This is a genomic window from Rhizobium leguminosarum bv. viciae USDA 2370 (assembly GCF_002008365.1).
GTDB classification, from domain to species: domain Bacteria; phylum Pseudomonadota; class Alphaproteobacteria; order Rhizobiales; family Rhizobiaceae; genus Rhizobium; species Rhizobium leguminosarum.
This window is the reverse complement of the sequence record NZ_MRDL01000036.1, coordinates 623,708-648,312: the sequence shown is the minus strand read 5'-3', so window position 1 is coordinate 648,312 and position 24,605 is coordinate 623,708. Positions and strand designations below refer to the sequence as shown.

The following is a 24,605-nucleotide window of genomic DNA, read 5'->3' as shown; positions in this document are numbered from 1 at the left end:
AACACGAATCCGAGCGGTTTTCGGAAGGGGTATTTCGTGACCAACTCAGCGGCGCACAAGAGCCTGTCGGCCAGCCAGCGGCTTTCGACGCTCGACGGCGCGGCGTTTCCAGGTTTCGGAACAATGATCGGCGCCGGCTGGTACGAAGCGCTTCGCCAGATCGGCGAAGATGTTTTGCGCATCCATGAACATGTTAAATCAATCGTAACCTCTGCACGCGAACAATCCGTGGGACTGAACGAAATCAATACATCCATCAGCCAGATGGATCAGGTCACGCAGACGAACGCGGTAGGCCATAGGCTCGCCATCGACGCGGCAAACCTGATGCAACTGGTCATGCAGTTCAAGACTGGCGAGGGCATGAGCGCCCGGCAAACGCCGCGAGAGGGACCTGCCGCCTCGCATTCGAGACAATCACCCGCGCGCAGCCTGATCGGTAAAATCGCGGTCGCATTCAACGGCGGCACTGCCGCCAAAGTCATCGCTTCTCCCGTCGGGGACAACTGGGAAGAATTCTGACCATGAACAACAACGCCATCAAGCAGTCGGGCGCTTATCTCGAAATCGTTTCGTTCCACCTGGGCGACCAGGAGTTCTGCATCGACATCATGGCCATCCGCGAAATCCGCGGCTGGGCGCCGGTGACGCCGATGCCGCACACCCCGCCCTATGTGCTGGGTCTCATCAACCTGCGCGGTGCGGTGATCCCCGTCATCGACATGGCCTGCCGCCTCGGCATGAAGATGACCGAGCCCTCCGAGCGCTCGGCGATCATCGTCACCGACATTGCGGGCAAGCTGGTCGGTCTGCTGGTCGAGCAGGTTTCCGACATGATGACCATCAAGAGCGAAGATCTGCAGCCGCCGCCGGAAATCATCCCGGAAGCCCAGCGCGCCTTCTGCCGCGGCATCGTCGCGCTCGAAAAGACCATGGTCTGCTTCTTGAATCTCGACACGGTCATTGCCGACGAACTGACGCAGGCCGCCTGAGGGCTATCCATATCTGGAATTCGAAGGCCCGGCTCGTCCGGGCCTATTTGATTTTGCAATGAGAGAAAAAGGGAAGCAGCGCTCCTTCCAAAAATCTCACCGCAGAAGCCCTATTGCGGCTTCCCATTCTTCCAGACAACGTTCTGCCCATAGAGCGGAATGGTCGAGATCGACATCTTCGCCGAGCCGTCGGTCAGTTCGCGCGAATGGGCGAGATAGATCAGCGTGTCGTTCGTCTTATCGTAGATGCGGTTGACGACCAGCGTCTTCCAGATCAGCGACATGCCCTGGCGGAACACCTCGCTGCCATCCTTGGACAGATCGACACTACCGATCTCGATCGGCCCGGTCTGCCGGCAGGCGATGGAATTATTGGACGGGTCCTCGAACCAGTTGCCGTTCTTGAACCGGTCGATCAAGCTGCGATCGAAATAGGTGACGTGACAGGTGATGCCCTTGACCTCAGGGTCGGAGACCGCCTCGACAATGATGTCGTTGCCGATCCAGTCGACCCCGACCTTGCCGACGACTTCGGCTGAGGCAGCGCCTGCGGAAAGGACGGAGAAGGAAAAGGCGGCGAGGAGAAGATTGCGCAGTCTGGACATGGCGGCTCCCTGAATAATCCACATTTTAGATAAGCATGCACCCATGCTTTGCAAGAAATGGGGCTCGTGGAAGGGATCAGCCTTTCCGGCAGGTACAGGGCTCGTAGGCCCGCGCCGTCAGCCGGCCGGGCCTCATGCCGATCAGCGCCGGTATGGCGTGAACGGCGTTGGCCTTGACGGCTTTCGCCATCTCGATCGCCGCGGCCGCGCAGACCACAGCATCCTCGGCAGCGTTGTGGTGCACGAAACGCAGGCCGAGATGCTCGGCGATCAGGTTCAAACGGTGCGAGAGGAAATGCGGCCAGATTCGCTGGGCCATCTTCAGGCTGCAGAGATAGGTAAGCTCCGGATAGGATTGCCGGTAGAGATCGAGGCTCGCCCGCCAGACGCTGAAATCGAAGGAAGCATTGTGCGCGATCATCGTCGCGCCGCGAAAATCCTCCTCGAACTCGTCCATCACCTCGGGAAACTCGGGCGCGTCCTCGACATGCTCCGGCCGGATGCCATGGATTGCGATGTTCATCCCGGAAAAGCGCATGTCCCGCGGTCGGATCAGTCGCTCTTCGACGCGCGTCACCCTGCCCTCCTCGATCCAGGCAAGGCCGACGGAACAGGCGCTGCCGCGCTGTTCGTTCGCCGTCTCGAAGTCAATCGCGATGGTCTTCAAATCAGCAACCCGAATCGTTTCTTCAGGCACAGGAATACCGCCCCGCTTCCGGCCGCGCAAATTCGACACGACGCATGGTTGACTTTTTAACCCGCATATCGAAACTTGCCGCCATGATCGGTTCCGTGACCATGGCAGCGCTTATCCATCACACCACGACCCTTGAAGGGTACGCGGGAGCGATGGCGCGTTAGCTGCGATCCGATCATCATCCCGAAACCCTGCCGAGGCGAGCAGGGTTTTCGGAAACCGGCTCTCCTCCTGACACCGATGGAGAGCATGAATGTCCGAAAACGAAGAGAATGAACCTCGCGGCCGAGCGCGCCTGCCGGATGGCGTCCTGGTGCGCGCCGTCCGCCTGTCCGATGCGGAGGAGATCACGGATCTCATAAATCTGCCGGGCTACAGGGCCGGCACCTTGAGGCCGCCCTACCAGCGGGTCGAGGAGGTTCGCAAGCACATGGAAAACCCGTCGCCAGGCGCGCTCAACCTCGTCGTCACCCAAAATGGCAAGATCGTCGGCAATGGCGGCCTCAACCGCCTCTCCGGCCGTCGGCAGCACGTCGCCAGTATCGGCATGGGCGTGCATGACGATTTCACCGGCCGCGGCTTCGGACGGATCCTGCTCGGCGCGATGGTCGACGCCGCCGACGACTGGCTTGATATCAAACGGCTGGAACTGACCGTCTACACCGACAACGATGTCGCCATCGGCCTCTACCGGAAATTCGGCTTCGAACGGGAAGGCCTGCTAAGGGCCTTCGGCTTTCGATCCGGGGAGTATGTCGACGCCTATACGATGGCGCGGCTCAGGCTATGAGCAAACGGGCTGGCGGCTTGCCGTCAGCCCCTCACCCGCTGATCAGTGCCAGCCATTCGTCCTCGTCCATCGTCTGCACGCCAAGCTCGCGTGCCTTGTCGAGCTTGGAGCCAGCACCTGGGCCGGCGACGACGATGTCGGTCTTCTTGGAGACCGATCCCGCCACCTTGGCGCCGAGGCTTTCCGCCCTCGCCTTCGCCTCGTCGCGGGTAAACTTTTCCAGCGAGCCGGTGAAAACCACGGTCTTGCCGGCGACCGGGCTGCCCGCCGTCACCGGCTGCTCGGCCTCCTCGGGCGTCACCTCCTCGATAAGCCGGGTGATCACCTCGACATTGCGCGGCTCCTTGTAGAATTCGACGATAGCCCGTGCCACGACCTCGCCGATGCCCTCTATGGCGTTGAGATCGTTCCATGCGTCGCCGGCAAGCGTCTCGGCCTCCCTCATCGCCGTCTCAAAGGCGGCATAGGTGCCATAGGAGCGCGCCAGCAGCTTCGCCGTGGTCTCGCCGACATGACGGATGCCGAGCGCGTAGATGAAGCGGTGGAGCGCAATGCTGCGCCGTTCGTTGATCGCCGCATAGAGCTTGCCGACGCTGACCTTGCCGAAACCGTCAATATTCTCCAGCTTGGTCAGCGATTGCTGCTGACGCTTCTCCAGCGTGAAGATATCGGGCGCGGTGCGGATCTGCAGCGACGCGTCCTCGTTTTCGAAGAAGAAGTCGATCTGCTTCGAACCGAGCCCTTCAATATCGAAAGCGTTGCGCGAAACGAAGTGCTTCAAATGCTCCGTCGCCTGCGCCCGGCAGATGAAGCCACCGGTGCAGCGGCGCACCGAATCCATCTTGCCGGTCTTCTCGTTGACCTCGCGCACGGCATGCGAACCGCAGACCGGGCATGTCTTCGGGAATTCATATGGCCGGGCGTCGGCCGCGCGTTTTTCCATCACCACATCGAGGATCTGCGGAATGACGTCGCCGGCGCGCTGGACGATGACGGTATCGCCTTCGCGGATATCGTGTTCCTCCGGTCGGATGCGCTCGCCGCTATTGCCGATACCCTTGATGTAATCCTCGTTGTGCAGCGTCGCATTGGTGACGACGACGCCGCCAACCGTGATCGGCTTCAGCCGCGCCACCGGCGTCAACGCCCCGGTGCGGCCGACTTGGATCTCGACCTTCTCGACCTCGGTGAAGGCCTGCTCCGCCGGAAACTTGTGCGCCGTCGCCCAGCGCGGCGAACGCGAGCGGAAGCCGAGACGAGCCTGCAGCTCGAGACTGTCGACCTTATAAACGACGCCGTCGATGTCGTAGTCGAGATCGGGGCGCTCGAGGCCGATCTCGTCATAATGCGCCAGGATGTCGGCGACCGAGTTCAACCGCTTCATCAGCGGATTGACCGGAAAACCCCAGTCCTTGAAGGTCTGAACCATACTGAACTGTGTGTCGGCGGGCATCTCCGACATCTCGCCCCAGGCATAAGCGAAGAATTTCAGCTTGCGGCTCGCCGTCACCTTGGCGTCGAGTTGGCGCAACGATCCGGCCGCGGTGTTGCGCGGATTGACATAGGTCTGCTTGCCCTCCGCCTCCATCTGCCGGTTCAGCGCCAGGAAATCGCTCTTGGCCATATAGACTTCACCGCGGATCTCCACGACCGCGGGCACGCCCTTCGGCAGCTCGTTGGGGATCTCGGCGATAGTCCGGATGTTGGCGGTGACGTTCTCCCCCGTCGTGCCGTCGCCACGCGTTGCAGCCGTCACCAGCCTGCCGTTCTCGTAACGGATCGACATTGAGAGACCGTCGATCTTCGGCTCGGCGGTAAAGGCGATCGACTGGTCGGGCAGCCGGCCGAGGAAGCGATAGACGCCGGCGACGAAATCCTGCACGTCCTCCTGCGAGAAAGTGTTGTCGAGCGACAGCATCGGCCGCGCGTGGATGACGGGCGAGAAGGTGACGGAGGGCGCTGCACCGACATGCCGCGATGGGCTGTCTTCGCGGATCAACTCGGGAAAGCGCGCCTCGAGCGCATCATTGCGGCGCTTCAGCGCGTCGTAATCGGCATCCGAAATCTCCGGCCGGTCCTTGCCGTGATAGAGCGCATCGTGATGTGCGATCTCCTTTGCCAGCCGTTCGAGCTCGGCGGCAGCCTCTTCGATCGTCAACGTGTCGACGGCGGAACCTTCGGTGGACATGGAACATCACTCCAGAGAATCTGGTCAGAAATCTGGATTGTTTTTAGAGCAAAATTTCTGGATGAAAAGGGAGACCACATATCCTGCGAAAGGAAGGTCGGCTGCCCGGCCTATTCCCAATCCCTGGCATTGCGCAGCCGGATGCCGCTGACATGCAGGCCGGTGTTCCGGAGGCTCTTCAACGGCTGCAAGCTATCGACCACCCTGAGCTCCACGCCGCGCGGCGCAAACTCCCGGTCGAGCCGCGAGATGGCGGCGCGCTCGGTGGGAACAACGCGTCTGCGGGCCACCCACATGCCCGCATCATCCAGATTCTCGAAGCCCTCAGTCGGCAGCTCATAACGGTGGATCGTCTCCGCTTCGAGCCTTTCCAGCCAATGACGCTCGGCGTAGGCGACGGCGCGCCAGTCGCCGAGCCAGTGCCGCCGCTCCGTCTCCAGCGTCTCGGGTTTCGCCCATATCAGGATGCGGGGGCAGTCACGCGGAAAGAGATACATAAAGTCATGATCGGCATCGATCGCCCAGACGAGCGGACCGTTCAGCCATTCCCGGCCGGGCGCGCGGGCGGAGGGAATGCGAACCGGGCGCGGTTCGAACGCTACTATACCGGGATCGTCGCTGAAATGGAAAAGTCGCATGGCTTGAGCTCGCCGCCGATCCGGAAGCTTCAGCGCATATCGCTATGCGCGGTGATTGTCATCCCGCCGGCCCGGGCAGAAAGAACGTCGGAAGAAAAATCAGCCGTTGCCGGCAAGCAGCCGCTTCGCCGCCGCCCTCGCCTCTTCGGTCACCGAAGCCCCGGCCAGCATACGGGCGATCTCCTCCGTGCGGTCCTTCTGCGCCATCGTCGCGACGCGCGTGGCGATCTTTTCCGAACCGTCGGCCACCGGCCCCTTGGAGATTAAGAGATGCGTGGCGGCCCGTGCCGCGACCTGCGGCGCATGCGTAACCGACAGCACCTGCACCCGCTCAGAGAGCCGCTTCAGTCGCTGGCCGATCGCATCGGCCACCGCACCGCCGACGCCGGTATCGATTTCGTCGAAGACCAGCGTCGGGGCCGATCCGCGATCGGCGAGCGCCACCTTCAGCGCCAGCAGGAAACGCGAGAGTTCGCCGCCCGAAGCGACCTTCATGATCGAGCCCGGCCGCGTGCCCGGATTGGTCTGAACATGGAACTCGACGACGTCGATGCCTTCGGCCGCCGCCTCCCCCGCATCCGTGCTGATCTCGACCATGAAACGGGCCCGTTCGAGCTTCAGCGCCGGCAGCTCGGCCATGACAGCCGCAGCCAGTGCGGTGCCGGCATGATGACGCTTGTCGGATAGCGAGCGTGCCGCCGCATCGTAATTTTCCCGCGCCAGGCCAACCTCGGCTTCGAGCCGCGCAAGCCGCTCCTCGCCCGCGTCGAGATCGGCAAGATCGGCGATCATGCGCACGGCAAGCGCCGGCAGTTCGGTGACGGGAACGGAATATTTGCGCGAGGCGGCCCTGAGCGCGAAAAGCCGCTCTTCCACCCGCTCCAGCTCTCTCGGATCGTATTCGGTCTTGCGGAGTGCCGTCTCGACTTCCATCTGCGCGTTGGAAAGCTGATCGAGCGCGGCATCGAGCAGCGTCACGGTGTCTTCGAGCAGTCCCGGCGCCTCATGGCTCTTACGCTCCAGCCGGCGCACCAGCGAGGCGATATGGGGCACCGGCGAGGCATTGCCGTTCAGGAATTCGGACGCCTCGGCGATATCGCCGGCGATTCGCTCGGCCTTCATCATCTTCTGCCGGCGATCGGCGAGCTCTTCCTCCTCGCCATCCTGCGGCGAGAGCTTCTCGAGTTCCTCGACCGACGAGCGCAGGTAGTCGGCTTCGCGCGCCGCGCTTTCCACCTTCTCCCGGTGCTTCTTCAGCGTCCGCTCGCTGTCGCGCCACAGCCGATAGAGCCTGGAGACCTCTGAAACCTCGTCGGTGAGGCCGGCGAAGGCATCGAGCAGGGTGCGGTGGGCATTGGTGTCGACAAGGGCGCGATCGTCGTGCTGTCCATGGATTTCAACCAGCATCTGCCCGGCCTGGCGCATCAGCTGCACGCTGACCGGCTGGTCGTTGACATAGGCTTTGGTGCGCCCGTCCGCCGATTGCTGGCGGCGGAAAATCAGGTCGCCCTCGTCGTCGATGCCATTTTCACGCAGGAGTATGCGGGCGCCATGTTCCATGCCAACGTCGAACACCGCCGTCACCTGGCCCTTATCCTCGCCATGGCGCACCAGGTCGCCGTCGCCGCGCCCACCGAGCGCCAACGACAGGCTGTCGAGCAGGATGGATTTGCCCGCCCCGGTCTCGCCCGTCAGCACGGAGAGGCCGGTCTCGAAGGCAAGATCCAGCCGCTCGATCAGGACGATATCGCGGATCGAAAGCTGGATCAGCATTGGCCTCAGGAACCGAGAAGAAGTTTCTTGCCCGCTGCTGCGATCCACGAGCCCTTGTTTTCACGCGGCTCGGCACCGCCGCTCTGCAGCAGCTTGTAGGAATCAGCATACCACTGGCTGTCGGGGTAATTGTGACCGAGAACGGCAGCGGCTGTCTGCGCCTCGTCGACGATGCCCATGGAGTAATAAGCTTCGACGAGACGCGCTAAGGCCTCTTCGATCTGGTTCGTATTCGGATATTTCTCGACGACGATGCGGAAGCGCGAGATCGCGGCGAGATATTCCTTCCGCTCCATGTAGTAGCGGCCGATCTGCATTTCCTTGCCGGCGAGCTGGTCGCGCGCAAAGCGGATCTTGGCCTGTGCGTCGTCGACATATTCGGAGTTCGGATAGTTGTCGATGACGGCCTGCATCGCCTCGATCGTCTTGGCCGAGGCGCGCTGGTCTTGCGTCACGTCGACGATCTGCTTGGAATAGGTGAGACCGATGAGATACTGCACATAGGCAGCGTCCTGGGACTTCGGATATTGCGACATGTAGCGGTTGCCTGATGCAAGCGCATCGTCCAAACGGCCTTGGCGGTATTTGACGAAGGTGCTCATCACAAGCGCCTTGCGCGCCCATTCGGAGAACGGGTTTTCGCGGTCGATCGCGTCGAACTTGCGCGCCGCTTCCGCCATGTTGCCGGCCTTCATATTGGCAAGACCCTGGGTGTAGAGCACGTCAGGCGGATCGGTTTCGAGACCGAGCTTGGTGATGTCGATGTCGGGATCCGACTGGCAACCGGAGATCGAGGCGCCTGCGCTGAGCACCAGAAGCGATGCGAACAAAGCGCGCGCTGTCTTCATCATACCTTCAGATCCTGCATAACCCATTCGAAAGAACCCCACTGCTGCCGCTCTCTCCACGGCAGCCACGCCTCGCTGGCGTTTCTAGCCACAAATGTGCATCAAGAGCAACGCAATGATAAGGCATTAACGCATTTTTGTGGCAGCAGCCGCAGAATGATCGGCTTTTCAACTTCTTCCCGACCTGTGGCGGCCAAGCATCGGTCTATTGCCGCAGACATGGCCGGACATAAAAAAACCGCCTCCGGGAAAGAGGCGGCCTGGTCTTGAGAATATGCTGGAGGTCATGCCGACCAGGGAGCGAATTCCGCAGCGCTGACTGCAATCAGTTCGCGGGCAGCGACACGCTGGCGCGGCGTCGACGTCTCCACAACCTCGTAGGCGGAGGGATCGGCGAGCAGCGCCTTCAGCGCATTGGCATTCATCTTGTGACCGCCGCGATAGGAACGGTAGCAACCGATGAACTGGACACCGGCAAGCGACAGATCGCCGACGGCATCGAGCGTCTTGTGGCGGACGAATTCATCCTTGGCGTAACGCAGCCCTTCGACGTTGATGACGGTGTTGTCGTCCGAGATGACGACGGAATTTTCAAGCGAGGAGCCGAGCGCATGGCCCGACGCCCAGAGGCGCTCGACATCGCGCATGAACCCGAAGGTGCGGGCGCGGGAAAGCTCGGCCTTGAAGACGGCGGCGGTCATGTCACCGGCCCACTTCTGCCGGCCGATCAGCGGGCAGTCGAAATCGATCTCGACTTCGAAGCGCGTACCGTCATAGGGGCGGAATTCGCTCCAGGAGCCGCCATGCTCGATCCGCACCGGCTTGGTGATACGGATATAGCGGCGCTTGACGCCGAGCGAGACGAGACCGACCTGCTCGATCGCCTCAACGAAGGGCAGCGAGCTGCCGTCCATGATCGGCATTTCGGAGCCCTGCACTTCGATCACCACATTGTCGAGGCCGAGCGCATAGACGGCGGCCATGACATGCTCGATCGTCGCGACCGAATGGGCGGGAGAGAAGCCGAGGACTGTGCAGAGGTCGGTATTGCCGACCTGCGAGGAGACGGCCTTCAGTTCGGTGATGTCGCCATTGTCATGCAGGCGCTGGAAAATGACGCCGGTGTCCGATTCGGCCGGGTTCAGGGTGATCGAGACGTTAGCGCCCGAATGCACCCCGATGCCCGAAAGCGTCACCGGACGCGATACCGTCGTTTGAAAACCCAGCAAGCCAATTGCCATAAATTCTGCCTTTATTCTTCCGTACCGGCGGTCTGTCCGATCGGCACGGTCATCGTTCATTCTGCACAAGGAGCCTGTCGAAAGGTCTCCTAGTGCAGTTTCCTTGCACCATACTTACGTGCGCCGGCGCTCCAATCCAAATCACTGTTTCTTTCGCTTTGTTACGAAGTCACGCAATTGAAATTGCTCGCGAATCACGGGCTGAAAAACAGCAATGCCCGGGACCTTGATCCCGGGCATGAACGGTGCCGAAGCACGCACTCAATTCGACTGGCGACGCAGGAATGCCGGGATTTCCAGCTGGTCGTCTTCCTGCATCATCCGGGCCTGCGGAACTGCCCGGCCCTGGTCGTCGAGATTGCCGCGACGCGGTGCGTAGAGGCTTGCCTCAGGCGACAGCGGACGGCGTTGCTGCGAAGCGGCCGGCGGTGCGGCGGTCATATCGGCGGCAACGGCGTCGTCGTCGCGGCGGCCAAGCGAATTGGTGATTCGCTTGAGCAGGCCCATCGGACCGCGCTCCTCCGCCGCATGCGCGGAAGCCGGCTGCGTGCGGTGGTCGAGTTCGGCCTGGACGACCGGCGGGAAATCCTCGACCTTCGGCATGCGCACCGGTTCGGGCGCCTGGCGGATGGTCGGCTCCTGCCGGACCGGCTGCTGCTGAACCGGCTGGCTTATGACAGGGCTCATGACAGGCGCCGGAGCCTGCTGCTGCACCGGGGCCGGACGCATTGCCGGAGCTTCCGGTGCAGGCGCGAAGATCTTGCTCTGCGGACGGAAGGTTTCCTGCTGTACTACGGGCTGCTGCAGCGGTGCGGCAGCCCGCGGGGCCGGAATTTCGAGCTCGCGTTCCATCTCGGCTTCGCGGATGGTCTGCGCGATCGGATCCATGGCCTTCGGTGCCTGCATCACGGGGGCAGGCTGAACTGCGGCCGCTGCCGGAGCAACAGCCGCGGAGGGACGGATAGCGGGCCTTGCTGCCGGCTGGAGGTTCCGCTCGGCGGCTTCGTTCATCGCCCGGTCGATGCCGGTTGCGACGACCGAGACACGGATGATGCCTTCGAGCGATTCGTCGAAGGTGGCGCCGAGGATGATGTTGGCGTCAGGATCGACTTCCTCGCGGATGCGGGTCGCGGCTTCGTCGACTTCGAAGAGGGTGAGGTCGCGACCGCCGGTGATGGAGATCAGCAACCCTTGGGCGCCCTTCATCGAGGTTTCGTCGAGCAGCGGGTTGGCGATCGCAGCCTCTGCTGCCTGCAGCGCTCGGCCGGAGCCGGAGGCTTCGCCGGTGCCCATCATCGCGCGGCCCATTTCGCGCATCACCGAGCGGACGTCGGCGAAGTCGAGGTTGATCAGGCCTTCCTTAACCATCAGGTCGGTGATGCAGGCAACGCCCGAATAGAGAACCTGGTCGGCCATGGCGAAGGCATCGGCGAAGGTCGTCTTGTCGTTGGCAATGCGGAAGAGGTTCTGGTTCGGAATGACGATCAGCGTATCGACAGACTTCTGCAGTTCCTGGATGCCCATCTCGGCCAGACGCATGCGGCGCCCGCCTTCGAAATGGAACGGCTTGGTGACGACGCCGACCGTCAGGATGCCCTTGTTGCGGGCCGCCTGCGCGACAACGGGCGCAGCGCCCGTGCCGGTGCCGCCGCCCATGCCGGCGGTGACGAAGCACATATGCGTGCCGCTCAGGTGATCGACGATCTCGTCGATGCACTCCTCGGCGGCCGCGCGGCCGACTTCCGGCTGCGAGCCGGCACCGAGGCCTTCGGTGACGTTGACGCCGAGCTGGATGATGCGCTCAGCCTTCGTCATCGTCAGCGCCTGCGCATCCGTGTTGGCGACGACGAAGTCGACGCCCTGGAGGCCGGCGGTGATCATGTTGTTGACGGCATTGCCGCCACCGCCGCCAACGCCGAACACGGTGATGCGCGGCTTCAGCTCTGTGATGTCAGGCTTTTGCAGCTTGATGGTCATGGTACCTGTTCCTTCTCTCTCTGGCCGCATCGCCACGCCGGCCAATTACTCAATTTCAGAAACTTTCCTTCAGCCACTGGCCCATGCGGGCTATGCGGCTGTTATTTCCTCCAAGCGACATGAGCAGACCGCTCTGTGACGCATGTGTCTCCATGTCCGCGACCTGCGGATAAATCATCAGGCCGACGGCCGTCGAAAAGGCCGGACCCTTGGCAGCCGTCGGCAGCCCCGAGACGCCCATCGGACGGCCGATGCGGACGTTGCGGGCAAGGATGCGCCGCGCCACGTCGGCAAGGCCGGTCAACTGGCTCGCCCCGCCGGTCAGCACGACACGCTTGCCGACGATCGGGCTGAAGCCTGAGCGCTGGATACGGTCGCGGATCAGTTCCATCGTCTCCTCGATTCGGGCCGACACGATGCGCGAAACCAGTGCCCGCGGCACCTGCGACGGCTGGTCGCGATCGTCCTCGCCGATCGGCGGGATCGAGATCAGCTCGCGCTCGTCGGAGGAATTCGAAAGCGCCGAGGCATGCACGACCTTCAGCCGCTCCGCATCCTCGATGCGGGTCGAAAGGCCGCGCGCCAGGTCGGTGGTGACGTGATGGCCGCCGAGGCCGACGGCGTCCGTATGAACGAGCTTGCCCTCGGCAAAGACCGAGATCGTCGTCGTGCCGCCGCCCATGTCGATCGCCGCGCAGCCGAGTTCGACCTCGTCGTCGACGAGAGCTGCAAGACCCGATGCATAGGGCGTGGCGACGATGCCCTCGACCGACAGATGCGCACGATTGACGCTGAGTTCGAGGTTCTTCAGCGCCGAGCGCTCCGCCGTCACCACATGCATGTCGACGCCGAGCGCATCGCCATACATCGCCAGCGGATCGCGGATGCCGCGCTCGCCGTCGAGCGAGAAGCCGGTCGCCAGCGAATGCAGCACCGAACGGTCCTGGCGCAGCGACTGCTGGCAAGCGGCCGACAGCACCTTCTTCAGATCGTTGAGCTCTACTTCCTGGCCGCCGAGATCGATCGTCGCGGTGTAGATGTCGCTGCCAAGCCGGCCAGCCGTCAGGTTGACGATCAGGCTCTCGACGGTCAGTCCCGCCATGCGCTCCGCCGCGTCGACTGCAAGGCGGATGACGCCTTCCAGCGCGTCGAGATCGGCAATCACGCCGGTCTTGATGCCGCGGGAACGCTGGTGGCCGATGCCGATGATCTCGATATTGTGCGTGCGACCCGGCAGGATCTGGCTTTCCTCGCGCGGCGTCAGCCGGCCGATCATGCAGACGACTTTGGTCGAGCCGATGTCGAGCACCGAAACGACATGTGACCGCTTCGACGAAAGCGGCTTCAGGCGCGGTAATCCGAAATGGGATGAACCGAACAAGCTCATATATTTTGCCCCGCCTTCTTCAATTCTTTCGTACGCTCCGTCACCGCCGTCTGCCTGCGGACCGCCGCCTCCGGCGTCAGCTGGATGGCGGTTCTGTCGGACAGTCGGAGATCGACTGCGGCAATGTCCCGCTCCAGGAGTTGGTGCTCCTTGTCGAACTTCGAAAGCGTCGCCAGTGCCTGGTCGATGCCATCTTCCGGCAGCTTGACGACGACGCCATTGTCCATGTGCAGGTCCCAGCGACGGCCTGATATCCAGACATAGGCCTTCACGCGGGCCTTCACGTCGGGCCACTTCGAGAAGGCGTCGTCGAGCGAAGCCGCCGCCGTTTCGGCATCGCGGCCGACGACGAGCGGCAGCGCCGAAAACTTGTTGTCGCGCAGCGGCGCAATGACGCTGCCGTTCTTCTCGATCAGGGAAAGCTCCTGCCCGTGCTGCCAGATCGCATAGGCCTGGCGCTCCTTGAGCTTCACCTCGATCGTTTTCGGATAGATCTTGCGGACCTCGACACTTTCGACCCAGGGAAGATGCGCGATCTTCCGGCGGGCGGCATCGACGTCGAGGGCCACCAGCGAGGTCGTGCCGTCAAGGCCGATCAGCTGCAGGATCTCGATTTCGGAGGTCTCCGAATTGCCGGAGACCTTGACGTCCTCGATCGCAAAACCCGCCGCCGTCGTCGTCGCCTGCGCGACAGCTTCGGTGTGGCCGCCAAGCGACATACCGTAAAACCCCGTCGCAGCCAGGAAGGCGAGCGCCGAGACCGTGCCCGTATGAACAGGAATATGGATACGGCCGCTGCAGAGGCTGATCAGGAAGCGCGTGACGCGGCGCAGTGGACGCGGCAGCACGAACCGCTCTTCGGCTTCCATGATCGGAAGCACGGCATGATGGCTGGGGCGCCCAATCCTCTTGACTGTCAACGCAAACAAGACGCGTCCTCCACCATCCACCGGAGAAACTGACCAAACGAATAGCCGGCATGACCGGCCATTTCGGGCACGAGCGAGGTTGGGGTCATACCTGGCTGGGTATTGACCTCCAGCCAGATGATTTCGCCGTCTTCGGAGAAACGATCGTCGTAACGAAAGTCGGACCGACTGACGCCGCGACAACCGATTGCCTGATGCGCCCTTAGGGACAATGTTTGTATTTTTTGGTAAATATTCGGTGAAATTTTCGCCGGGATGACGTGTTTTGAACCGCCCGCCGCATACTTGGAGTCGTAATCATAAAAATTGTGTCCCTGCGGCACCACTTCCGTGACGCCGAGCGGCGTTTCGCCCATGACACCGCAGGTGAGCTCGCGACCGTAAACATAGCGCTCGACGATCACCTCCTCGCCGTAACGCCACTCGGGCGAGCTGACGATCTGTGGCGGATGCGCCTGATCTTCCGTGACGATGACGACGCCGAAGCTCGACCCCTCGCGGACGGGCTTCACCACATAGGGCGGCTTCATCGGATGCGTCGAGGGAAAGGCGAAACGGTTGACCACCTGCGATTCGGCGACCGGAATGCCGGCGGCAGCAGCGACACGCTTCGCCTTGGCCTTGTCCATCGCCAGCGCCGAGGCAAGCACGCCCGAATGCGTATAGGGGATTTCGAGATATTCGAGGATGCCCTGAATAGTGCCGTCCTCGCCGAACGGGCCGTGAAGCGCATTGAAGACGACATCGGGTTTCAGCGCGGCAAGTTTCTCGGAAACGTCGCGCGCCACGTCGATGCGCGTCACGTCGAAGCCTTCCGCCTCGAGGGCTTCTGCGCAAGCCTTTCCCGAGGAAAGGCTGACGGGCCTTTCCGAGGAAAATCCGCCCATCAGGACAGCGACATGCTTGCGACTCATCAACACCCCCAAAAATAACTTTCATTTTCGAAATCGACGCTTGCGCGAAGCTGTCTGCGCCGTTTCAGGCCTTTGTCCGACCTGGGTGCATTAGAGCATCATTATGGTTAATGAAGTGTTTACTTTCGTTAACTCCATGTTGCCGCGCCCATGATTTTTTAACCTTCGCGTCTTCGGGAGTGTCGGAGCGAAGGTGCCCATCGTTCCGTGGAAACAGAAATGCCCGCGCGGAAAAACCGCGCGGGCTCAATGGGATAGTTCGATGTCCTGTAGTCAGTCGGCGTCGTCGAGGAATTTCCAGACGAGTCCGCCAAGCGCCCCACCCGCAAGCGGCGCAATCCAGAACAGCCAGAGCTGCTGCAGCGCCCAGCCGCCGACGAAAAGCGCCTGGCCGGTGGAACGCGCCGGATTGACCGAGGTGTTCGTCACGGGGACAGAAACGAGATGGATCAGCGTCAGTCCGAGGCCGATAGCAAGCGGCGCGAAGCCGGCAGGCACCCGGCTGCTGGTCGATCCCAGGATGATGATCAGGAAGAACATGGTCAGCAGCACTTCGATCAGCAGCGCCGAAAGCAGTGAATAACCGCCCGGAGAATGATCGCCATATCCGTTGGCGGCAAAGCCGCCGAGTTCGAAACCCGCCTTGCCGCTGGCGATGAGATAAAGCAGCGCCGCCGCGGCGACGGCGCCGACAACCTGCGCGACGACATAGGGAACGAGACGCGCCGCCGGAAACCGGCCGGCAACCGTAAGGCCAAGCGAGACGGCGGGATTGAAATGACCGCCTGAGATGCCGCCCACGGCATAGGCCATGGTGAGCACCGTCAGACCGAACGCAAAGGCCACGCCGACAAAACCGATCCCAAGCTCGGGATAGGCCGCGGCCAGCACGGCGCTGCCGCATCCGCCGAAGACCAGCCAGAACGTGCCGAGAAACTCGGCAACTAGACTCTTTTGCATGCGCGCCTCCTTAACCTCAACCAAGAGTTTAAGTGAATCCGTTACAATTCGATTCCGGTCAAGCGCGCGGACATTGCCGCGGCAAGCTTCACGCAAGGATCGAGAAGCGGGTGGAGATGCGGTACCTGCGGCGCAAGGAGACGTTTTCTCAGGCCTGAAATTGCGTTAAGACCCGCCGGCCTCCCAAGGCGATTCATAAAAATACTGATTGGATTGAAAATGACAGACGCGATCTCCGCATCGCCGACTCCTGCCTCGAACAGCGCGCAAGTCAATTCCCCGGCTCGCGTCCTCATCGCCAGCCTTGTCGGCACCACCATCGAATTCTTTGACTTCTACGTCTATGCGACGGCAGCCGTCCTCGTCTTCCCGCATCTCTTCTTCCCGGCAAGCGATTCGAACGCCGCAACGCTGCAGTCGCTCGTCACTTTCTCGATCGCCTTCTTCGCCCGCCCCATCGGCGCCGTGGTGTTCGGTCATTTCGGCGATCGCATCGGCCGTAAGGCGACGCTCGTCGCCGCGCTGATGACGATGGGGCTTTCGACCGTCTTGATCGGCATGCTGCCAGGCTATGATGCGATCGGCATCGCCGCGCCGCTATTGCTGGCGCTTTGCCGCTTCGGTCAGGGCCTCGGCCTCGGCGGCGAATGGGGCGGCGCCGTCCTGCTTGCCACCGAAAACGCTCCTCCCGGCAAGCGCAGCTGGTACGCCATGTTCCCGCAGCTCGGCGCGCCGATCGGCTTCATCCTTTCCTCCGGCTTCTTCCTCATCCTGGCGGAAACGATGAGCAACGAGGATTTCCTCGACTATGGATGGCGCATTCCCTTCATCGCCAGCCTCGCCCTCGTCGCCGTCGGCCTCTATGTCCGGCTGAAGATTGCCGAGACGCCGGAATTCCGCAAAGCCGTCGAAAAGCACGAGCGCGTCGCCGTGCCGATCGAGGTGGTCTTCCGCGGTCATCTGCGCAGCCTGATCCTCGGCACCTTCATTGCCGTCGCGACCTTCGTGCTGTTCTACCTCATGACGGTCTTCACGCTCTCCTGGGGAACGACACCCTTGGAAAGGGGTGGGCTCGGTTATACGAGAGAACAGTTTCTGGTCGTCCAGCTTGTCGGCGTCGTCTTCTTCGGCCTGACGATCCCGCTCTCCGGCTGGCTCTCCGATCTCTATTCGCGCCGCACCATCCTGACGCTGACGACGATTGCCATCGCGATCTTCGGCTTCTTCTACGCAACGCTGTTGACCAGCGGTCTCACAGGCGCCTTCCTGTGCTCGATCATCGGCCTCGCCTTGATGGGCTTCACCTACGGTCCGATCGGCGCTGCCCTTGCCGCGCCCTTCCCGACCATGGTGCGCTACACCGGCGCCTCTATGACCTTCAATCTGGGTGGCATCTTCGGCGCCTCGCTCGCTCCTTATATCGCCACCTGGCTCGCCACCCATTACAGCCTCGACTATGTCGGCTACTACCTCGCCGCCTCGGCGGTGATCTCGCTGGTCTGCATCCGGCTGTCGGGCCGCGAGGAAGTCTGAACCTCGAGTAGCAAGTCAACAACAAGCCGCGACGGCCACCGTCGCGGCTTTTTTATTGATGCCGTGAGCACTTCCGGTTAACCGGAACACTCACGGCAAAACGGGGAACAGATCATGCGATGCCTCATTACCGGCGCAGCCGGCTTTGTCGGTGGGCCTCTCGTCGAAAGACTGCACGGAGAGCGGATATGCGAGCTTGTGGTGACGACGCGATCTGCAACCGCCAGCTTCCCGACATCTGTGCGGCATTTCCCCATTGAGATAACAAGCGAAACCGATTGGACAGCGGCTCTCGAGGGTATTGATGTCATCGTCCATCTCGCCGCTCGTGTTCACATCATGAACGACCGCGCAGCCGATCCGCTTGCGGAATTTCGTCGGATCAACACCGCCGCCACCTTGAACCTCGCCGAGCAGGCCGCCCGCGCGGGCGTAAAAAGGTTCGTCTTCATCAGCAGCATCAAGGTCAATGGTGAGGAGAACGATCGGCCCTTCCGGCACGACGATACGCCAATGCCGATCGATCCCTATGGCATCTCGAAGCTGGAAACTGAAATCGGGCTGCGTGAAATCGCCGCCCGAACAGGCATGGAGGTCGTCGTCATTCGCCCGCCGCTCGTCTATGGACCCGGTGCGAGGGGCAATTTCGCCCTGCTCGTCGGACTTGTCCGGAAGAGGATACCGCTCCCCTTCGCGTCGCTGAAGAACCGCCGAACACTGGTCGCGCTTCCAAATCTCATCGATCTGATCATCACCGCGATGAAGCATCCCGGCGCAGCCGGCGAGACCTTTCTCGCAGGCGATGGAGAAGACCTTTCGACTCCAGGGCTTATTGAAGGGATTGCCGCAGGGCTGGGTGTCAAACCGATGCTGCTCCCCTTTCCCCCCGCCTTGTTGCAGATGGGCGCGAGAGTCACGGGAAAGGACGCCGTCTTCCAACGTCTTTGTGGCTCCCTCCAGGTCGACATATCCCGTGCCCGCGACGTGCTTGGCTGGTCGCCCCTGGTCACGCCGCGCGAAGGCCTGAAGCTTGCGGTGAAGTAACCGTTACTCGCTCGTCACACCCTGAAACGGGTGCACCTCACGGCCGGGCATGAAGACGCCGAGACGTTTGATTTCCCATTCGAGCTTGATGCCGTCTTTTTCGAAGACCTCGCGGCGCACCTGTTCGCCGAGATATTCGAGGTCGTAGCCGGTCGCCTGCCCCATGTTGATCATGAAATTGCAGTGCAGCGACGACATCTGCGCTCCGCCGATGACGAGGCCGCGGCAGCCTGCCTCGTCGATCAGTTTCCAGGCCGAATGGCCGGCGGGGTTCTTGAAGGTCGACCCGCCGGTCTTTTCACGCACCGGCTGCACCGTCTCGCGATGATTGCGCACGGCGTCCATCTCGGCGCGGATCTGCGCGCGCTCTTCCGGATAGCCCTCGAACAGCACGGAGGTGAAGATCAGATCTGTCGATGCGGTCGAATGCCGGTAGGAATAGCCCATCTCGGCATTGGAAAGCACATGCTTGTCGCCCTTGCGGTCGACCGCATGGACTTCGATCAGCCGCTCGCGCGTCTCCACGCCATTGGCCCCGGCATTCATGCGCGCCGCGCCACCGATGCCACCGGGAATGCCGTAGAAGAAATGGAAGCCGCCGATGCCGTTGTCCATCGCCATCGCCGCCACATGTTTGTCAGGGCAGATGGCGCCGGCCAGGATGCGGTTTTCGCCGGCAAGTTCGACGAAGCCGAACCCCTTGGCCGACAGGCGCAGCACGACGCCGGGAATGCCGCCATCGCGCACCAGAATGTTGGAGCCGACGCCGACCACCGTCAGCGGCACCTCTTCCGGCAATATCTTCAGGAAGGCGATGAGATCGTCGATGTCATGCGGCTGGAACATCAGCTCGGCCAGGCCGCCGGCCCTGAACCAGGTGACGCGGTCCATCGGGGCATCCGGCGTGATACGGCCGCGGATATCCTTTACACCCTCTCCGAGAGACGCGAGAAGCTTTTCCCCATTCACCTGTTTCATACGGACTTTCCCGATAGGCCTTCCAGTTGCTTGGGCAGCGCCGCTGCCCAGGATGTGATGCTCCCAGCCCCCAACAGAACCACGAAATCGCCAGGCTTTGCAACCTCCGCGACCATCTGCGGCAAAAGCTCCGCCGAGGTGAGAAAGCGGGCGTCGCGATGGCCGCCGGATTTTATGCGCGAAACCAGCGACACGGAATCGATACCCTCGATCGGATCCTCCCCCGCTGCATAGACAGGTGCCAGGAAGATGCTGTCGGCATCGTTGAAGCAGGCGGCGAATTCCTCGAACAGGCTCGCAAGACGACTATAGCGGTGCGGCTGGTGGACCGCGATGATGCGCCCCTTGCAGGATTCGCGGGCAGCGCGCAGCACAGCCTTGATCTCGACGGGATGGTGACCGTAATCGTCGAAGATCTGCACCCCGTTCCATTCGCCGGTCAGCGTGAAGCGCCGCTTGACGCCGCCGAAGGAAGCAAGCCCCTTGGCGATATCGGCGCTCGATATGCCGAGCCGGTTGGCAACGGCAATCGCCGCCGTCGCGTTGGAGATATTATGCCGTCCGGGCATCGGCATGACCAGCCCCTTGAGCTCGATCACCTGGCCGGTGCGGCGGCGGCGGATTTCGACGTCGAAGATCGAGCGCGTGCCGTCGATGCGGACATTCTTGAAGCGCACGTCGGCCTGCGGGTTCTCGCCATAGGTGATGATCTTGCGGTCCTCGATGCGGCCGACCAGCGACTGCACCTCGGGATGGTCGAGGCACATGACGCCGAAGCCGTAAAACGGCACGTTCTCGACGAACTGCCGGAAGGCGGCGCGCACGGCGTCGAAATTGCCGTAATGGTCGAGATGTTCCGGGTCGATATTGGTGATGACGGCGACATCGGCCGGAAGCTTGAGGAAGGTGCCGTCGGATTCGTCGGCCTCGACCACCATCCACTCGCCCTCGCCCATGCGGGCGTTGGTGCCGTAGGCATTGATGATGCCGCCATTGATGACGGTCGGGTCAAGCCCGCCGGCTTCGAGCAGTGTGGCGACCAGCGAGGTGGTCGTCGTCTTGCCATGCGTGCCGCCGATGGCGATCGCATTGCGGAAGCGCATCAACTCGGCCAGCATTTCAGCACGGCGCACCACCGGCAGCAGCTTTTCGCGCGCGGCGACGAGCTCCGGATTGCTCTTCTTGATCGCCGTCGAGACGACCACGACTTCGGCCTCACCCAGGTTTTCGGCTCGGTGACCGACGAACACCTCGATGCCCTTGTCGCGCAGGCGCTGGACATTGGCACTGTCGGCCTGGTCCGATCCCTGCACTTTGTGGCCGAGATTGTGCAGCACCTCGGCAATACCGCTCATGCCGATGCCGCCAATGCCGATGAAATGGACGAGACCGATCGTCTTCGGCAGTTTCATGCGCGTGTCCTCTTGAATTCCGCAATTGTCCGTCCGGCGGCAATAGCCTCAACCATGTCGGCAAGCAAGTTTGCGGCGTCGGGTTTCCCAGCGAGTTTCGCTGCCGCCGCCATGTGCGAAAGCTTTTCCGGATCGTTCATGACAGCCGTCAGGATCGCCGCAATCTTCTCCGGCGAAAGCTCTGACTGGGCAATCACCTTCGCCCCGCCGGTCGCAGCGAGTGCCGCGGCATTCGCCGCCTGGTCGTGATCGAGGGCGTGCGGGTAAGGCACGAGCACGGCAGGCCGCCCGATGACGGAGATTTCCGAAACCGTCGAGGCGCCCGAACGGCAGATGACAAGATGCGCCCTCGCCAGCCTCTCGGCCATGTCGGTAAAGAAGGGTGCGATATCGGCCCCCATCTCCAGCTTGGCGACGCAGCCGCTGACCATCTCCATGTCCTCGGGACGCACCTGCTGGGTGATGCGCAGGCGCACGCGAAGCGCGTCGTCGAGCAGGCTGATCGCCGTCGGCAGCGCCTTGGAAAAATATTGCGCGCCCTGGCTGCCACCGAAGACGACGAGGTTGAAGGCCTCACCCGGATGCGACGGCGTGTAAGGCACCTCGGCCGCGGCAATGATCGCCGGGCGGACGGGATTACCCGTCATCACCGTCTTGTCTGGAAAGGCGGCACCGCCCTCCGGCAAGAAACCGCCGGCGATGGCCTGCACACGGGTTGCTAAGGCCTTGTTGGCGCGGCCCATCACGGCGTTCTGCTCGTGGATCATCGAGGGCACGCCGAGCCGGGTAGCGGCAAGCAGCGGCGGCACGGTGGGATAACCGCCGAAACCGACGACGATGACCGGCTGCAGCCGCTGGATCAGTTTCTTTGCGGCCCGCATGCCGCTCCAGAGCGTCCACAGCGAGCGGGCCACAGCAACCGGGTTCTTCGAGCCGATCGTCGCCGACGGCACGACATGGATCTCCTCGGCCGGGAATTTGCCGGCATAACGCTCGGCTCGGCTGTCCGTGACGAGATGCACCGAATAGCCGCGCTCCTTCAGCTTGAAGGCCAGCGCCTCCGCCGGGAACACATGGCCGCCGGTTCCCCCGGCGGCAAGCAGCACGATGCCTTTGCTCATAGTCTTCTACTCCGCCGGCATGCCGTGCGGGACGCGGAAGAGGCTCCGGTCCTGCGCGCGTTTTTCCGGTCGATGCCGCGTCAGCGCCAGAATGAAGCCGGCGGTGACGCAGATCGCCACCATGGACGAGCCGCCATAGGAAATCAGCGGCAGCGTCATGCCCTTCGCCGGCAGCAGTTCGAGATTGACGCCGATATTGATGATCGACTGGATGCCCATCTGCAGCACGAGGCCGGCGACGGCGAAGCGGTTGAAGTCGTTCCGCTCGCGATAGGCATGCGAGAGGCCGCGCAGCACCAGCACGGTAAACAGCGCAACGAGCGCCATGCAGAAGACGATCCCGAATTCTTCGGCAGCGACCGAGAAGATGAAGTCAGTATGCGCATCCGGGATGATGCGCTTGACGATACCCTCACCCGGTCCCTGGCCGAACCAGCTGCCGCGGATGATCGCCTCGCGCGCGGTGTCGATCTGGAAAGTATCACCCTCGCCGGTCATGAACTTGTCTATTCGGCCGGCGACGTGCGGGAAGACGTAATAGGCGCTGAGCAGGCCACCGGCACCGCCGATGCCGAGCAGCATGATCCAGATCCATGGCATGCCGGCCATGAAGAACATCCCGCCCCAGACGGCCGTGGTCAGGATGGTCTGGCCGAGGTCCGGCTGCGCGATAAGAAGTGCCGCAACGATGCCGAACAGGATGATCGCAAAGAGATTGCCGGGGATCTCCGGCTGGCGCGCATGTTCGGCAAACAGCCAGGCGCAGACCACGACGAAGGCGGGCTTCATGAATTCCGACGGCTGGATGGAAAGGCCGGCGATCCAGATCCAGCGCCTGCCACCCTTGACCTCCTGCCCGACGAAGAGCACCAGCACCATCATGGCGACGGAGATGATCAGGATCAGGATAGCGGTTCGCCGCACCTGGCGCGGCGTCAGGAACGAGAGCCCGAGCATGACGCCGATCGAGGGGATCATGAAGGCCGCATGGCGCTTGACGAAGTGGAAGGGTTCGAGCCCGATGCGCTCGGCGACCGCAGGAGATGCCGCAAACGACAGCATGAAGCCGATGCCCATCAGGAAGATGAACATCGCCAGGAAGAAGCGGTCGATGGTCCAGAACCAATCGGCCAGAGGCCCACGTTCCGCGCGGCTTACCATGTCATTTCTCTCCTGTTGCCGGACCGCCGATCAGCATCGCAATCCCATCAAGCGCTGCCACGTGGCCGACGAAGGCATCGCCCCTGACTTCGAAATTCTTATACTGGTCGAAGCTTGCGCAAGCCGGGGATAACATCACGGCCGAAGCACTGCTTTCGTCGCGATCGGCATCGGCTGCCGCATGCGCGACCGCGCGCTCCAGCGTACCCGAAATCTCGTAAGGCACGGCCTCGCCGAGCGTCGCTGCGAATTCCGCGGCCGCCTCGCCGATCAGATAGGCCTTGGCGATGCGCGGAAAATAGGGAGCGAGCGTCGTGATGCCGCCAGCCTTCGGCAGGCCGCCGGCGATCCAATAGATGCGATCATAACTCGAAAGAGCGGGTGCTGCGGCATCGGCATTGGTCGCCTTGGAATCGTTGATGAAAACGACGCGGCCACGCTGTCCGACCGGCTGCATGCGGTGCTTGAGTCCGGGGAACGAGGCAAGGCCGGCGCGGATGTCGTCGGCGGAAACCCCGACAGCGAGGCAGGCGGCGACGGCGGCGGCGGCGTTCTGCGCATTATGGCTGCCGCGCAGCGTCTGGATACCGTCGAGATCGGCGAAAGGCAGCATAGCGCCGCCGGCGGCCTGGATGAGTTTGGTGCCCTCGGCGTAAATGCCGTCCGCCACCACGTTGCGGCGCGAAATGCGGACCACTTTGACGCCTGCCCGCTGGACGCGGTCAGCGATCAAGGCGGAATGGCTGTCGTCGACGCCGACAATCGCGACATCGCTGCCGGCGACCAGCCGTTCCTTGATATCGGCATAATGCTGCATCGTGCCGTGACGGTCGAGATGATCGGGCGTCAGGTTGAGCAGGATTCCGGCCGACGGGTCCAGCGTCGGCGCCAGATCAATCTGGTAGGAGGAGCATTCGACGACGTAAAAGCGCTCGGCCCTCGGCGGATCGAGGGTCAGCACCGCCGTGCCGATATTGCCGCCAAGCTGCGTGTCGTAGCCTGATGACTTCAGGATATGGGCGACCAGCGCCGTCGTGGTCGACTTGCCGTTGGTGCCTGTTATGGCGATGAAGGGGCAGTCCGGCGCATGAGCGCGGCGCTCGCGCACGAAGAGCTCGACGTCGCCGACGATATCGACGCCCGCCGCACGCGCAAGATCGACCGTCCAGTGCGGCTTCGGATGGGTGAGCGGCACGCCGGGTGACAGCACGAACAGCGTCTGCTGGCTCCAGTCGATGTTGTGCAGGTCTTCCGTTCTGATGCCTTCGGCCGCAGCCTTGGCGACGCTGTCGGGATTGTCGTCCCAGGCGGTCACATCGGCACCGCCTGATATCAGCGCCCGGGCAGTGGCGAAGCCGGAGCCGCCGAGCCCGAAGAGCGCGACCTTCCTGTCCTTGAGCGTCGTGACCGGGATCAT

21 protein-coding genes and 1 pseudogene are annotated in these 24,605 nt (G+C 62.6%); 5 read left to right on the top strand and 17 right to left on the bottom strand.

Annotated elements, in window-relative coordinates; genetic code table 11:
- Window positions 1–144: 144 nt before the first annotated feature.
- Both BS629_RS18035 and BS629_RS18030 read left to right on the top strand, forming a co-directional pair.
- Window positions 145–522: pseudogene (locus BS629_RS18035) on the top strand (methyl-accepting chemotaxis protein); the annotation flags it as partial.
- Between the two features lie 2 nt (window positions 523–524).
- Complete coding sequence (locus BS629_RS18030; RefSeq protein ID WP_017965084.1) at window positions 525–992, top strand: chemotaxis protein CheW; 468 nt, start codon at window positions 525–527, stop codon at window positions 990–992.
- A 110-nt stretch (window positions 993–1,102) separates the two neighbouring features.
- Here the strand turns inward: BS629_RS18030 and BS629_RS18025 are convergent, their stop codons facing one another.
- Window positions 1,103–1,597, bottom strand: coding sequence for a CreA family protein (locus BS629_RS18025; RefSeq protein ID WP_018242845.1), 495 nt, complete (start codon window positions 1,595–1,597; stop codon window positions 1,103–1,105).
- 76 nt (window positions 1,598–1,673) lie between these two features.
- A complete protein-coding gene (locus BS629_RS18020; protein WP_018517477.1) occupies window positions 1,674–2,264 on the bottom strand; it encodes a 3'-5' exonuclease in 591 nt (196 codons plus the stop codon).
- A 283-nt stretch (window positions 2,265–2,547) separates the two neighbouring features.
- On the opposite strand from BS629_RS18020, the gene BS629_RS18015 reads away from it, so the two are divergent.
- Window positions 2,548–3,084 (top strand): GNAT family N-acetyltransferase, encoded by a 537-nt coding sequence (locus BS629_RS18015; protein ID WP_018242847.1) that lies wholly within the window; start codon window positions 2,548–2,550, stop codon window positions 3,082–3,084.
- Between the two features lie 31 nt (window positions 3,085–3,115).
- Here BS629_RS18015 and ligA read toward each other — a convergent pair whose 3' ends face one another.
- The 10 genes from ligA to aqpZ form a co-directional block, all read right to left on the bottom strand.
- Entirely contained in the window at window positions 3,116–5,272 is a 2,157-nt protein-coding gene (ligA, locus tag BS629_RS18010; RefSeq protein ID WP_018242848.1) for an NAD-dependent DNA ligase LigA, read from the bottom strand.
- A 110-nt stretch (window positions 5,273–5,382) separates the two neighbouring features.
- A complete protein-coding gene (locus BS629_RS18005) occupies window positions 5,383–5,910 on the bottom strand; it encodes a DUF6886 family protein (protein WP_018242849.1) in 528 nt (175 codons plus the stop codon).
- Window positions 5,911–6,009: 99 nt separating this feature from the next.
- Window positions 6,010–7,683: a DNA repair protein RecN gene (recN, locus tag BS629_RS18000; RefSeq protein WP_018242850.1), complete on the bottom strand. Its 1,674-nt coding sequence runs from the start codon at window positions 7,681–7,683 to the stop codon at window positions 6,010–6,012.
- 5 nt (window positions 7,684–7,688) lie between these two features.
- Window positions 7,689–8,558: an outer membrane protein assembly factor BamD gene (locus tag BS629_RS17995; protein ID WP_018242851.1), complete on the bottom strand. Its 870-nt coding sequence runs from the start codon at window positions 8,556–8,558 to the stop codon at window positions 7,689–7,691.
- Window positions 8,559–8,815: 257 nt separating this feature from the next.
- Window positions 8,816–9,772, bottom strand: coding sequence for a UDP-3-O-acyl-N-acetylglucosamine deacetylase (lpxC, locus tag BS629_RS17990; RefSeq protein WP_018242852.1), 957 nt, complete (start codon window positions 9,770–9,772; stop codon window positions 8,816–8,818).
- 261 nt (window positions 9,773–10,033) lie between these two features.
- Window positions 10,034–11,749, bottom strand: a complete 1,716-nt coding sequence (ftsZ, locus tag BS629_RS17985; RefSeq protein WP_018242853.1) for a cell division protein FtsZ — start codon at window positions 11,747–11,749, stop codon at window positions 10,034–10,036.
- Window positions 11,750–11,804: 55 nt separating this feature from the next.
- The gene (gene ftsA / locus BS629_RS17980; protein ID WP_003561012.1) at window positions 11,805–13,136 is read right to left on the bottom strand and encodes a cell division protein FtsA; all 1,332 of its coding nucleotides are present in this window, start codon (window positions 13,134–13,136) and stop codon (window positions 11,805–11,807) included.
- Window positions 13,133–14,065, bottom strand: coding sequence for a cell division protein FtsQ/DivIB (locus tag BS629_RS17975; RefSeq protein ID WP_018242854.1), 933 nt, complete (start codon window positions 14,063–14,065; stop codon window positions 13,133–13,135). Before BS629_RS17975 ends, ftsA begins: the two co-directional genes overlap by 4 nt.
- On the bottom strand, window positions 14,053–14,979 hold the full coding sequence (locus BS629_RS17970; protein ID WP_018242855.1) for a D-alanine--D-alanine ligase: 927 nt from the start codon (window positions 14,977–14,979) through the stop codon (window positions 14,053–14,055). Before BS629_RS17970 ends, BS629_RS17975 begins: the two co-directional genes overlap by 13 nt.
- Window positions 14,980–15,252: 273 nt before the next feature.
- On the bottom strand, window positions 15,253–15,963 hold the full coding sequence (gene aqpZ, locus BS629_RS17965) for an aquaporin Z (RefSeq protein WP_261315896.1): 711 nt from the start codon (window positions 15,961–15,963) through the stop codon (window positions 15,253–15,255).
- 195 nt (window positions 15,964–16,158) lie between these two features.
- Here aqpZ and BS629_RS17960 point away from each other — a divergent pair, with 195 nt between their 5' ends.
- Together BS629_RS17960 and BS629_RS17955 are read left to right on the top strand one after the other, a co-directional pair.
- Entirely contained in the window at window positions 16,159–17,472 is a 1,314-nt protein-coding gene (locus tag BS629_RS17960) for an MFS transporter (protein ID WP_026188470.1), read from the top strand.
- A 114-nt stretch (window positions 17,473–17,586) separates the two neighbouring features.
- Entirely contained in the window at window positions 17,587–18,516 is a 930-nt protein-coding gene (locus BS629_RS17955) for a UDP-glucose 4-epimerase family protein (protein WP_018242858.1), read from the top strand.
- A 3-nt stretch (window positions 18,517–18,519) separates the two neighbouring features.
- On the opposite strand, the gene murB is transcribed toward BS629_RS17955, so the two are convergent.
- Genes murB through murD form a run of 5 tightly spaced genes read right to left on the bottom strand, consistent with a single transcriptional unit; the run spans window position 18,520 to window position 24,605 of the window.
- The gene (murB, locus tag BS629_RS17950; RefSeq protein WP_018242859.1) at window positions 18,520–19,494 is read right to left on the bottom strand and encodes a UDP-N-acetylmuramate dehydrogenase; all 975 of its coding nucleotides are present in this window, start codon (window positions 19,492–19,494) and stop codon (window positions 18,520–18,522) included.
- Window positions 19,491–20,906 (bottom strand): UDP-N-acetylmuramate--L-alanine ligase, encoded by a 1,416-nt coding sequence (gene murC / locus BS629_RS17945; protein ID WP_018242860.1) that lies wholly within the window; start codon window positions 20,904–20,906, stop codon window positions 19,491–19,493. The genes murB and murC overlap by 4 nt, the downstream gene beginning before the upstream one ends.
- Window positions 20,903–22,027, bottom strand: coding sequence for an undecaprenyldiphospho-muramoylpentapeptide beta-N-acetylglucosaminyltransferase (gene murG / locus BS629_RS17940; RefSeq protein ID WP_018242861.1), 1,125 nt, complete (start codon window positions 22,025–22,027; stop codon window positions 20,903–20,905). Before murG ends, murC begins: the two co-directional genes overlap by 4 nt.
- Before the next feature lie 6 nt (window positions 22,028–22,033).
- Window positions 22,034–23,188, bottom strand: coding sequence for a putative lipid II flippase FtsW (gene ftsW / locus BS629_RS17935; protein WP_018242862.1), 1,155 nt, complete (start codon window positions 23,186–23,188; stop codon window positions 22,034–22,036).
- A gap of 1 nt (window position 23,189) precedes the next feature.
- A complete protein-coding gene (gene murD / locus BS629_RS17930; protein ID WP_018242863.1) occupies window positions 23,190–24,605 on the bottom strand; it encodes a UDP-N-acetylmuramoyl-L-alanine--D-glutamate ligase in 1,416 nt (471 codons plus the stop codon).

Bases quoted from the DNA above. Each gene is read 5' to 3' on its own strand.
- BS629_RS18030 (WP_017965084.1), top strand. From the start codon at position 525: ATGAACAACAACGCCATCAAGCAGTCGGGCGCTTATCTCGAAATCGTT.
- BS629_RS17970 (WP_018242855.1), bottom strand. From the start codon at position 14,979: ATGAGTCGCAAGCATGTCGCTGTCCTGATGGGCGGATTTTCCTCGGAA.
- murG (WP_018242861.1), bottom strand. From the start codon at position 22,027: ATGAGCAAAGGCATCGTGCTGCTTGCCGCCGGGGGAACCGGCGGCCAT.
- lpxC (WP_018242852.1), bottom strand. From the start codon at position 9,772: ATGGCAATTGGCTTGCTGGGTTTTCAAACGACGGTATCGCGTCCGGTG.
- murC (WP_018242860.1), bottom strand. From the start codon at position 20,906: ATGAAACTGCCGAAGACGATCGGTCTCGTCCATTTCATCGGCATTGGC.
- BS629_RS18005 (WP_018242849.1), bottom strand. From the start codon at position 5,910: ATGCGACTTTTCCATTTCAGCGACGATCCCGGTATAGTAGCGTTCGAA.
- ftsW (WP_018242862.1), bottom strand. From the start codon at position 23,188: ATGGTAAGCCGCGCGGAACGTGGGCCTCTGGCCGATTGGTTCTGGACC.
- ftsZ (WP_018242853.1), bottom strand. From the start codon at position 11,749: ATGACCATCAAGCTGCAAAAGCCTGACATCACAGAGCTGAAGCCGCGC.
- BS629_RS17955 (WP_018242858.1), top strand. From the start codon at position 17,587: ATGCGATGCCTCATTACCGGCGCAGCCGGCTTTGTCGGTGGGCCTCTC.
- BS629_RS18015 (WP_018242847.1), top strand. From the start codon at position 2,548: ATGTCCGAAAACGAAGAGAATGAACCTCGCGGCCGAGCGCGCCTGCCG.
- murD (WP_018242863.1), bottom strand. From the start codon at position 24,605: ATGATCCCGGTCACGACGCTCAAGGACAGGAAGGTCGCGCTCTTCGGG.
- recN (WP_018242850.1), bottom strand. From the start codon at position 7,683: ATGCTGATCCAGCTTTCGATCCGCGATATCGTCCTGATCGAGCGGCTG.
- murB (WP_018242859.1), bottom strand. From the start codon at position 19,494: ATGAAACAGGTGAATGGGGAAAAGCTTCTCGCGTCTCTCGGAGAGGGT.
- BS629_RS17995 (WP_018242851.1), bottom strand. From the start codon at position 8,558: ATGGGTTATGCAGGATCTGAAGGTATGATGAAGACAGCGCGCGCTTTG.
- ftsA (WP_003561012.1), bottom strand. From the start codon at position 13,136: ATGAGCTTGTTCGGTTCATCCCATTTCGGATTACCGCGCCTGAAGCCG.
- BS629_RS18025 (WP_018242845.1), bottom strand. From the start codon at position 1,597: ATGTCCAGACTGCGCAATCTTCTCCTCGCCGCCTTTTCCTTCTCCGTC.
- ligA (WP_018242848.1), bottom strand. From the start codon at position 5,272: ATGTCCACCGAAGGTTCCGCCGTCGACACGTTGACGATCGAAGAGGCT.
- BS629_RS17960 (WP_026188470.1), top strand. From the start codon at position 16,159: ATGACAGACGCGATCTCCGCATCGCCGACTCCTGCCTCGAACAGCGCG.